Origin of the sequence: Hydrogenoanaerobacterium sp., assembly GCF_032017025.1 — a bacterium.
In the GTDB taxonomy this organism is placed as follows: domain Bacteria; phylum Bacillota; class Clostridia; order Oscillospirales; family Ruminococcaceae; genus Hydrogenoanaerobacterium.
Genome location: NZ_DALZQO010000026.1, coordinates 25,626 through 36,602 on the forward strand (window position 1 = coordinate 25,626; position 10,977 = coordinate 36,602).

General features: G+C 44.1%; 11 protein-coding genes. 3 read left to right on the forward strand and 8 right to left on the reverse strand.

The features are described from left to right. Nucleotides 1-63 precede the first annotated feature (63 nt). The 3 genes from RTV33_RS13375 (at nt 64) to RTV33_RS13385 (ending at nt 1,986) form a co-directional block, all read left to right on the forward strand. A complete protein-coding gene (locus tag RTV33_RS13375) occupies nt 64-729 on the forward strand; it encodes a V-type ATP synthase subunit D (RefSeq protein WP_312645062.1) in 666 nt (221 codons plus the stop codon). 287 nt (nt 730-1,016) lie between these two features. After that, nucleotides 1,017-1,445 carry an Hsp20/alpha crystallin family protein gene (locus RTV33_RS13380; protein WP_312645064.1) on the forward strand — a complete coding sequence of 143 codons (429 nt, stop codon included), beginning with the start codon at nt 1,017-1,019 and terminating at the stop codon, nt 1,443-1,445. A gap of 292 nt (nt 1,446-1,737) precedes the next feature. After that, on the forward strand, nt 1,738-1,986 hold the full coding sequence (locus tag RTV33_RS13385) for a hypothetical protein (protein WP_312645066.1): 249 nt from the start codon (nt 1,738-1,740) through the stop codon (nt 1,984-1,986). Between the two features lie 286 nt (nt 1,987-2,272). Here RTV33_RS13385 and RTV33_RS13390 read toward each other — a convergent pair whose 3' ends face one another. The 8 genes from RTV33_RS13390 to RTV33_RS13425 form a co-directional block, all read right to left on the reverse strand. Beyond that, nucleotides 2,273-3,031 (reverse strand): response regulator, encoded by a 759-nt coding sequence (locus tag RTV33_RS13390; RefSeq protein ID WP_312645068.1) that lies wholly within the window; start codon nt 3,029-3,031, stop codon nt 2,273-2,275. Between the two features lie 11 nt (nt 3,032-3,042). Further along, on the reverse strand, nt 3,043-3,954 hold the full coding sequence (locus RTV33_RS13395) for a carbohydrate ABC transporter permease (RefSeq protein WP_312645070.1): 912 nt from the start codon (nt 3,952-3,954) through the stop codon (nt 3,043-3,045). Nucleotides 3,955-3,966: 12 nt separating this feature from the next. Continuing rightward, entirely contained in the window at nt 3,967-4,863 is an 897-nt protein-coding gene (locus RTV33_RS13400; RefSeq protein WP_312645072.1) for a sugar ABC transporter permease, read from the reverse strand. A gap of 107 nt (nt 4,864-4,970) precedes the next feature. Next, the gene (locus tag RTV33_RS13405) at nt 4,971-6,296 is read right to left on the reverse strand and encodes an ABC transporter substrate-binding protein (protein WP_312645074.1); all 1,326 of its coding nucleotides are present in this window, start codon (nt 6,294-6,296) and stop codon (nt 4,971-4,973) included. Nucleotides 6,297-6,404: 108 nt separating this feature from the next. Then, nucleotides 6,405-8,168 carry a sensor histidine kinase gene (locus RTV33_RS13410; protein ID WP_312645076.1) on the reverse strand — a complete coding sequence of 588 codons (1,764 nt, stop codon included), beginning with the start codon at nt 8,166-8,168 and terminating at the stop codon, nt 6,405-6,407. A gap of 1,012 nt (nt 8,169-9,180) precedes the next feature. Next, complete coding sequence (locus tag RTV33_RS13415) at nt 9,181-9,555, reverse strand: hypothetical protein (protein ID WP_312645078.1); 375 nt, start codon at nt 9,553-9,555, stop codon at nt 9,181-9,183. An 89-nt stretch (nt 9,556-9,644) separates the two neighbouring features. Next, nucleotides 9,645-10,352, reverse strand: a complete 708-nt coding sequence (locus RTV33_RS13420; RefSeq protein WP_312645079.1) for a DUF4367 domain-containing protein — start codon at nt 10,350-10,352, stop codon at nt 9,645-9,647. Then, the gene (locus RTV33_RS13425) at nt 10,342-10,893 is read right to left on the reverse strand and encodes a sigma-70 family RNA polymerase sigma factor (protein WP_312645080.1); all 552 of its coding nucleotides are present in this window, start codon (nt 10,891-10,893) and stop codon (nt 10,342-10,344) included. The genes RTV33_RS13420 and RTV33_RS13425 overlap by 11 nt, the downstream gene beginning before the upstream one ends. Nucleotides 10,894-10,977 lie beyond the last annotated feature (84 nt).

Consider the following 10,977-nt stretch of genomic DNA (forward strand, 5'->3'; position numbering starts at 1 on the left):
CATCCCACGCAGGCATTGCCTGCAACGCTTCAGTAGTATCAAAAAGAGAGGAGTTGATCATTCTTGGCTGCAACTCATGTAAACCCAACGCGTATGGAGCTTACGCGCTTAAAGAAAAAGCTGGTTACCGCAACACGCGGACACAAATTGCTCAAAGATAAGCGCGATGAGCTAATGCGCCAGTTTTTAGACCTGGTGCGCGAAAATAAAGCATTGCGTGAACGCGTGGAGCAGGGAATCGCCTCTGCCAACAAAAACTTTGTGCTTGCACGTGCGGGCATGCCTGATGAGGTGCTAAACGTTGCATTGATGGCACCAAAGCAGGAGGTTTTTCTTGAAACCGAGGCACGCAATGTCATGAGTGTTGAGATTCCTGTATTCCACTACAAAACCAGGACCTCCGACGCGAACGACATTTACTCCTACGGTTTTGCGTTTACCTCCAGTGATCTGGACGGTGCGGTAAAAAGCCTTGCGGACATTCTGCCCGAAATGCTGCGCCTCGCCGAGTGTGAAAAATCCTGCCAATTGATGGCTGCGGAGATTGAAAAAACACGCCGCCGTGTAAATGCGCTGGAGCATGTTATGATTCCAGAAATGCGGGAAAACATCAAGTACATTACCATGAAGCTGGATGAAAACGAGCGCAGTACCCAGATTCGTCTGATGAAGGTGAAGGATATGATGCTTGAGCAGGCACACCATTATTCACAGCGCGAAAACGCATAACGATACACCATTTTAAAAAAACTGCATAAGCTATAAAGAGCCACTCGTTTCTACGAATGGCTCTTTTTTTACAGGCAAATGCTGTCTGGTATTCTTCTGTATCGGATAGCAGAGTTTATATTCTATTCGTACTATGTGCCGCATTTTGCAGCATACCGTAGCTATTCTAAAGCCATAAAAAACAAAAGCAGCGTGCCGCAGCAGAAAGAGGGCGATTGCCTTGTACCACAAGATTTTGATTTTTTAGGTAGCCGGTAAAAAAATAAGATTTGAATGGGGGATTTTTTATGTTTGACCTGATGCCTTTTGACCCCAGACAGAGAAATCTGTCCAACTACTTCGATAATTTTGAGAAAAGCTTCTTCCGCAATTTAATCGGCATTATGGGTGAGCTTGAGACTGATATCGTGGATCAAGGGGGAAAATACGTATTGCAGGCGGAGCTTCCCAGCTTTGCAAAGGAAGACATCCATATTGACCTTAACGGTAATATGCTCACGATTCACGCCGAGCACAACGAGGAAAACGAAGAAAAAGACGGCAAAGGCGACTTTGTGCGCAGAGAGCACCGCTACGGCTCGTTTACCAGAAGCTTTCATGTCCCAGGTGTTAAGGCCGATGAAATTACTGCCGACTATACGAACGGCGTGCTCAAAATAAATTTACCCAAAAGCTCGCCGGAAAACCCAACAACTCGATCTATTGAACTGAAATGATAAGTTACATAAACACTACGAACTCCCACTAAAATAAAAATCCATCTGCTTTGGCAGGTGGATTTTGCATTTATAAAGCCTTTTATTGTTTGTGTTATAGTATATTATTTTAATTAACAGGTGCATAAATTTTACGCAAATCATACAATTTTATACTTTTTCTTACTTTGTTTATAAAATATTCACAAATACGTGTTACTATTGTTGTTGGTTGTGACGAAGATATTACTTTAGTTGCACCAGTGAAAGCTCTTTAAGGGCTATAAACTAAAAAGAAAGAGAATGATTGAATATGAAAAAAATCCTAGTATTTTTGATGGCCACAGCAATGGTAGTTTCCCTGGCAGCTTGCGGCGGCGGCGCTAGCAGCAGTGAGTCTTCTGCTCCTGAGTCCAGTGTTTCTGAGGCTGCACCGAGCGATGAAGAGTCTTCCGAGGCTGCTGACGATGAGTCTTCTGAGGCTGCTGAAGATGAGTCTTCCGAGGCTGAGTCTGAAGCTCCTGCAACCTCTTCCGAGGCTGAGTCTGAGGCTGCTAAATAATTTAGATTCTACTTACAAGAAAAAGAGGCATCTGTATACAGATGCCTCTTTTCTTATTTTTATAAAAGGTAAATGGCGACGATAATGATACAAAGCAAATATTTCGTCCTCGGTAAATCTGTTTTATTACATTGGAATCAACCCAATTGTCTGCCATCCACGGCCATTGCCACCAACATCAATTTCGAGCATCCAGCTTGAGCACGCGGCACAGGACGTCATCCGCCGTGTCTACCCAATGAAAAAGCCTGTATTCAAAGCGAATACAGGCTTTTTTGCAGTATTTTTAACCGATCTTCAAATTACGATATTCGTTGGCGGAAACCCCTTCGCTCTTCTTAAAAATACGCGAGAAGTGCGTGGTGTCCATGTATCCTACCATCTCAGAGATTTCGCTGATGCGCAGTGCGGGGTTATGTAACAGTTCCTTTGCCCTTGCTACTCGCGCACCGTTTAGAATATCGTAAAAGCTTTGATTTGTATATTTACTAAGCAACTTGCTGAGATGCCACTGGCTGACGTAGCATTTGTCGGCTACATCGCACAGAGATATTTTTTCGGCACAATGTTCTTCAATAAAAGCCACTGCCTGCCGAACAATAAAACTGCTGGCAACCTCACTGTGGTTTGCCGGAGCCTGCTCCTCAGCTTGCTTGCCGGTTTTACCAACGCGCTGTAAATTCTTTGTCATCGTACTGAGCGCTTCTTCAAGTTCATCCATTTTAGAGGGTTTTAGTAAAAAACGAGTAACACCGAGCCTGATAGCCCGCTGTGCATACGAAAAATCGCGGAAACCGGTCAACACCGTCACCTGCAGGTCGGGGAATTCAGATTTGATGCCTGCGAGCATACCCAGCCCGTCTTCTCCCGGCATGCGGATATCAGTGAACAGAATATCCGGCTTATGCCTACGAATCGCCTGCGCACCCTCTATTCCGTCGTTCGCCGAACCAATTACCTCGCAATCGTAACGTTCCCACGGTACAATGCGTGTAAGCCCCTCCACAATAATGGATTCATCATCCACAAGCAGCACCTTGTACATATTTTACCTCCTTAGCCCTTGATCGCTCCTGCTGTCATACCTTTAATTATATTCTTTTGGAGGAAAATGTACACTATTAAAACAGGAACAACCACTAAAACAACTGCCGCCGCCATTAAACCATAGTTTACACCCGCCTGCGAGCTAATTTCGTTGAGCAGGAGTGTGATGGTGTAGGAATCCTTATAACGCAGGAAGAACATCTGCGTAAACAGGTCGTTGTAGCTCCACAAAAAGGTGAAAATCGCCACTGTGGCAAACGACGGTTTTGCAACAGGTACAATGATCCGAAAGAATATTTGAAAGATGTTACAGCCCTCTATAAACGCCGCCTCTTCCAAATCGATGGGCAAGCTCCTGATGAAACCCATCAGCACAATAATTGCAAACGAAAGGTTTCCGGCTATCTGCGGTAAAATTACGCTGAGCAGCGAAAGCCCTACGTTACCGGTGTTGGCTATTTTCCATGAAAACATCATGCGAAATACAGGGATGACGGTGGAAAACACAGGAAACATCATGCTTGCAATGATGAGCGAGTATACAAATTTTTTACTCCGAAACTCATAGCGTGATAAGCCGTATGCCGCAAAGCCTGCCAGCAGCACCACAACTATAGTAACCGTTACCGATATAATAAGGCTGTTTCTATAAGCGCCAAAAATATCTACACGTTCAAATGCTGTTTTATAGTTATCCATGGTGAAGGCATTGCCTGTGGGAATGGAAAAGGAATCGGAACGGATAAGGCCTTTCTTCTTAAAAGAGTTGATAATAACCCAGAAAAACGGATAGATCGTAGTCAATGCCCAAAGGGAAAGAACCACGTAGATAATCACCTTACTGATAGAAGCCCTGCGGTTGCCCGCAGTTGGCAAATTGAGCTGCTTTACCTGCGGCTTTGCGGTTGCAGTACCTGTCATGTCTTTCCCCCCTTAGTAATCTTTTTCTTTAAAGATGCGGTTGGCAATCTGTGAGATTACCACGCCCAGTACCACAATAACAATTGCAATGGTGGAACCGTAGTCGACGTCGCCCACGTTGAAAGTCTGCTCGTACATATAGGTACCTGTAAGCCACGAACGATCCATCGGGATTCCCCTGCCCATCATTACCCAGGGCAGGTCAAATACCTTGAGCGCACCGGTGATCGCAAGCACCAGGCAGGTGCACAGCACATTGTGCAGCAGCGGCAGGGCAATGTAGCGTACACGCTTTAGCCCTCCTGCACCATCAATTTCGGCCGCCTCGTAGATGTCGGGTGAGATGTTGTTAAGCCCTGTAACGATGATGACAAAATAAAACCCGACATACTGCCACATGACAGGTGAAAGCATGGTGAGCATAAAATGCCCTTCATCCTTCCAATCAATTAATGTGCCGGCATCGATGATACCAATCTTCAGCAGAATCTGGTTGATCATGCCGCCGTCATATAGAAAAATCAGGTTGAACAGCAAGCCCAGCGCAGTTGCTGAAATAACGATGGGGAAAAAGTACACAGTGCGAAAGAACTGCGCACCAACACGAATGTTATCTACAAGCAGTGCCAGAACCAGTGCAATACCAACCTGAAACACAATTGTCAAAAGCATAAGCAGCATGGTGTTCCCAAATGCTGTTTTCATGTTAGGGTCGCTAAAAAGCTTTGCATAGTTTTGGTACCACGGGGTATTTACCCCCATTGCTGCAGTACCAAGGCCGGCGATATTTGAAAAGCTGTTGATGATGTTCATTATAAATGGGTAGTAAAGGAACACCGTCATAAACAGCAGCGCGGGAACGAGAAAAACTGTAAGCGGGCCCTTCTTTTTATAGATCATAGAATTCATAGTTTCACCGCTCTCTATAGATGTTTGCCTTTTTACTGATTTACAAAAAACCGGAGAGCTATATTCAACTCTCCGGTTTTCCACAATTTCATTATGCCTTGTTGAATTTAGCCTTTGATTGCAAGAGTTGCATCGATAGAAGCTTCTGCAGTTGTTTTGCCTGTAACAACGTTTTTCACGTCTGCAAACATTGCATTACGAGCTGCCTGATTGAGCAGATCCTGTGCAGCAGGTGCAACACCGGTAGCGCCCTTGGTCATAGCAAGTGCAGCAGTTACGAGAGAATCTGCATTTGCAGGTGCAGTGGTACCGTTTTTCAGAGCGGTAACAGCGGTTGCGCCAAAGGTGGAAACAACGTCATCGGTGGTCATTGCTTTGACGAAATCAACGCAAGCTGCCTGTTTTGCGGGATCATCCCAAGCTTTTTTGGTGATGTAATAGCCCATGGAAAGGCCGCCGATCATATCGGTTGCTTTACGGTCATTTTTTGCGGGGACATATGTAACTGTGAAATCGTCAACACTTGCTGCATTCTCTTGGAACCAGCCGATTTTCCAGGAGCCATCGATTGCGAAAGCAGCTTTGTTGTCTGCCATGAGCTGGAAGGTTTCAGCGTCGCCTGCTGTGGTGGTGTTCTTCGGGAAGAAACCAGCCTCATACAGAGCTTTGATGTCGTTGAGACCAGAGACCCAAGCTTTTCCGGCTTCATCGGAGGAAGATGTAGGCAGAGTTGCATGGTTTGCTACTGTACCAAAGTTAAAGGTGGAGAATTCAAACCAGTAGTGAGGTACTTCTTGCAGCGAGCAAGCAATAGGGGTATAGCCTTTGTCAGCGATAGTTTTGCAGTCTTTCATAAACTGATCCCAAGTGTAATCTGCGCCGGGAACAGCAACGCCGCAATCTGCAAGCACTTTTTTGTTAACGAACAGACCCTCCCAGTAGCCGTTAACAGGAACGGAATAGTTCTTGCCGTCTACAGGGGATTTACCCATCATTTCTTCTTTCATGTTGGAAGCGTAGTCGGGGTATACTTTGCGAATCTCTTCGATCGAAACGACTTTGCCGCTTTCAACCAGCTTGTTCGCGTCAACACCGCTGAAGTAGAACAGGATGTCGGGCTCTGCGCCTGTCTCGAAGTCTGCCATGATCTTTGCTTTCCACTCTTCGTTGGATGTACCGGAAGCATCTTTTACTTTGTTTCCGCTGGCAGCTTCATATGCTTTATATGCGTTCTCATAGTTGCCTCTGTTGCCGTCATCGGCGCTGTAAGAGGTAACAACCGTAAGCTCAACAGGTTTCTTTTCTTCTACGGGTGGTGCGGAGCTTGAGCCGGATTCACTTGGTGCAGGAGCCGGCGCCGGAGCCTTTTGGCAACCTGCAAACATAGCTGTGCAAAGAACAATGGCCAGTACCAGTGCAATAATTCTCTTCATGATACAACCTCCATAAATTTTTTGTCTTCAGGTGGATATCTCTTGTAATTATTATATTACACTGTTATTCCTCATAAGATAATAGACCGTTTTGCCATTTCTTGTATTTCATTGCTCCAATTGTGCAGAGTCAATTATAATTTTAGCCACGACATGTCCGTTATTGTCCATTTTGATCGTAAGTCCGCTGTTTTCGCCGTAGATCATCTTAAGCCGTAGGTTTACGTTGCAAATACCTAAGTTACTGGAGCTTTCATCTTTTGCATCGTAATCGGGCGAAAGCAAGCGAGCAATGTGCCGTTCGTCCTCCTCAGTCATGGCACCGTCGTTGTTTACCTCCAGAATCAGCTTATCCTCCTCGCTGTACACTCTAATTACGATATTGCCTTTTTGCTGTGTCTGTACACCATGCTCCACCGCATTTTCAATAATGGGCTGTAAGATTAAACGCGGCACATTTTGGTTGAGCAGGGTTTCATCAATCTCTTTTTTTACGGTAAGGCGCTTCCCCAGCCGCTCAGATATAATATAAAGGTACGCATCGGCATACATCATCTCCTCCGAAAGGCGTACCACGGGCTTGCCTTTCCTGTCCATTGCCGCATCCAGCATGGTAGAAAGTGCCTCGATCATACGCGAGACCTTGATGTTATCGGCAAGGCGCGCCTCCCAATTGATGATTTCCAGCGTGTTGTTGAGAAAATGGGGGTTAATCTGTGATTGCAGCGCCATAATTTTCGCATCTCGCAGGGCAAGTTCCTCGCTGTAGATGCGCTCAAACTGGTATTTCAGCCGCGCAGACATGCTGTTGAATGCATCGGTTAGGTACTGAAACTCCTGATTATGCAAATCAGAATTGATCTGATAACCCAAATCTCCGCCTTCAATCCTGCTGGCAGCACTGATTAGGCTGTCGATGGGGCAGGAAATCGTGCGGTAGAAGAACCAAATTGCAAGCCCCAAAAGAGGAATAATGAGCACCAGCATGCCGATGAACATAGACTTAAAACCCGACAGCTCTTGCATCAGCGAAAGGCGGTCGACACCTACCGCGTAGCTTAGGCGGCAGCTTTGCATATCCTCCATGCCCGAAACAACCGAAAGGTCTTGGTAATCCTGAAACGTGCTTTTTCCGTTTTCAAAAGCAAATTTCTTTACATCCTTGTTAAATGGCTCTCCGCCCAGAACCAACGAGGTGTTGTTCAGCCAAATTGTGGCTCCTGTTTCCCACACAACGTTTTTGATGCCATCAAACATCACCTCGGGGTTGAGCTCCATAACAATGACAGCATAGGGCTCAAACAACCGGTTGTAATCGAGAATATTGCGCACCATATAGATATTACCGTTTACATTTAGAAACTCTACTTTTGTGCCAAGCGTCTGCGAAATTTGTTGTACCGCTTCATGAACATTCTCTTGATATCTGCGGACGCCTGAATAGCTGCCCGAATCCCTGTCGTTAAAGGTATAGTAAATGCGGCCGGGCTCGTCGACGTAATAGAGCATCGTAGTGAGGAATTTATCATCATATTTGTATTGCTGTGATAAAAACGAGGAAACCTTACCATACAGCGCAACATAATCCCCTGTGTTTTGAAAGGCATAGTACGCTGCCTTGACGGTAGGGTAATACGACGCGTTGCGCGATGCTACCACCGCAGCCTCAATTCGGCTTTTGCTGGTTTTTACCGCATTATCTACCGATGTGCTGATGGTATTGATAATCTGCCTGTTGATATTGTTGTTGATGTAGTACCCGAGCACACCCACAATAATCAGCACCGGCAAAATCCAGCATGCCAGCACAATGCCAATCAGCTCCCATTTAAGCGAGGGCTTCCCCAGTTTTTTGTATGCAGCCTTGTTCAAAACGACGTCCCCCTTGCATTTTCTAATTGAATTATACCATTATATACCATACTCGACAAGATGAATTACCGTGCAAACGGCTTTTCAAGGCTGATACCGTTACAGCGTACCCCTTAGAAAGGTAAACGCAATTGCTGTAAAAGAACCCCACCCCTTCGGTTCAGCCTGTCATCGTTCTGAACCGAAGGGGTGGGGTTCTTTTTATGTATAGAGGGGAACAAAGCAAGCCATTATTGAAAAACAGGAGCTTATTGTACTGATAACTATGTGGGATAATGGGTTTATCTACAGAATTATCGCTAAATATAAGGATATTAAGAATATAACAAAATAGTTTAACAACTTTTTATGCTTGCTTTGTTCTCCGCAACACCAATCAAATTAGTAAAAAATGTTTTTATCCTACTCTATCATCTTTACCAGAGATTGCGGTGTGGAGAGCTTTGGTAGATGTTCCACCTACATTATTCGAATTCCCCCGAGTATGTATTCCTACGACTTGGTTCACGCTATTATATATTGGTGCTCCACTTACCCCTCCGCAACAGTTCAATAAAGCTTTTGCAACCCAAAATGATAGAGCTACAGAGACCTGTTATTATTAAAAGCAAGTCTCTGCTCGCTCTACATTAATACCGTAAACTGTAGCACTCCAGAAAAGTACGATCTTTCTAACTGGAGTCGCTATAAATGATTTAGGTTCTTTTGAGCATTACTTTTATTTTGTAATAAAAATGTTTCAAGCCTAAGATCAGGCATAAATAGTCAACACATCAATCATAAATACAATTAATCTGATGTTTACAAAATAAAGGCAAAAAACCGTCAACCATTTTTAAAGTGTAATCAGATGGGATGCTGAGAAACGGTAAGCCGTAATGATACATGGTTAAATCTGCACTTAGATTTCCGGGAACAAATAGCGAAAATGCGCAGGTCAAAGCTGTAGATATTATAATTGCTTTCCACTGTAGTTTTTCATGGGTTCATAATTATATAATTGTTTTAGATTTTACCCAAAGTAACCGTAGTCAATAGTCTTGGTAGCGGTTTCCATCAGGCTACCGCCGATGTAGGCGCGTGCGGTAATCACTATTTTATAGGAATACCCTTTGGTTACATAGTAGGTACCGGTTGCTTCTACTATTTGTCCCACATTGCTGGCAGACCAGGTTTTTATTTCGCTGCCATTCCGCTGAAGACTGATTCCAATTTTCAATTCATCCGCAGAGAATGAGGTTACCTGCCCAACTACTGATGCTTTACCGGAAGATGCAATGTCCAAATCCCCTGCAATTGAACTAATCGTGCTCCACCTTGCAAAGGCATTGACAGACATGCCCACCATTAAAACAACCACCAAAAGTACCGAAATTAATTTTTTCATAAGAAAAACCTCCTTAAAATTCTTTTCATGATAAAAAACGAATTTGAAGGGGGTTTTGTTAGAGGTTTTTCGACAAAAATCTATTTTTTTTACGATTCTATGCTTTGCATAATTTTTACAGCAGTTTTTTGGTCAATATTCCCAGACAATTGATAGGCATTTTCATTATGAAACATTAGCAACACCATACCTGTAGCTTTTTCGGATATAAAAGCTTTTTTTCCATTGATTTTGATTTCATTCATCTGCGCATCTTCAGTATCAAATGAAACATCATTAGCTCCCATATGAATTGAAAACAGTATTTTATCTCCGTTGTTTTTCTCGTAGGTCAAACCAAGGGACTTCTCATATTCATTCACCTGCTTGATTATAAATCCATCCGGAATGTACGTAGGTAGCTTACCCGCAAAACGCTCGGAAATCTGCTGAATGGGTTCAGAATCGGTGCTGTCGGCTTTTACAGAGGTGTATTCATCCTGCACCGATACAAAGAAGTTGATTACGGTGGTGCGCACAGCCTCTACGCTCATAGCCGCTACGGATAACCCGATAAACGCCACAAGAACAATTGCAGCAGCTTTTTTTGCCGCTTTACGGTTGTGCTTTTTGTTTTGCTGCCGTTTTTCTGCTAAAACCAGCTTTTTGGTTCGCTTATTAAACTCCGCCGAAAATTGATGCGGAGAAGCCATGCGATTTTCCGGCAAAAGCATGTCTGCCAGCTCATCGCAATGCTCTTGTACGGCTACCTCAATCATATTTTCAAATATTTTTTGCTTGAGCTGCTCACTGCTCATCCGCATTCACCTCCGATAATATCCCCAATAACAGCCGTTTCGCCTTATGTAAACGGAAGCGTACGTTGCCGTTGCTAATGCTCAACAGATCTGCAATTTCCTCATTTTTATATCCGTGGATATAACGCAGTACCAGCACATCCGCATATTTTGCGTCCATTCTCGACAGCATCTGCTTCATATTGGAGTAAGATTCCTCTTGGATGATAAACTCCTCCAGAGAAATTCGATCATCGATAAGCTCATCAATATCCTCAAACAGCATCGCATCCTGCCTTTGACGCTGCCTCAGAATATCGATAGCACAGTTCTTTACTAATATAACGATTAGAGAGCGTGTTTTGTTAGAAGAAATATCATTTATCTCTTCTAAATAGTGAATTATTTTTTCGAGCGCATGATAAACGGCATCCTCCGCAAGGCCTTCGTCGTGAAGAATGGCATATGCAATGCTGAACATAGACGATTTGTAGCTGTCATGAATCTGCTGCAATTTATATTCCTGTGTCTTGCTTTCCAGCATGACTTCCAAAAAGATCACCCGCATCACCTCATCTTATATTCTACCATAAAATACAAAATTTGCACTCAGATTGCACGAAAAACCGCGCGGCTTTTGGCAGCC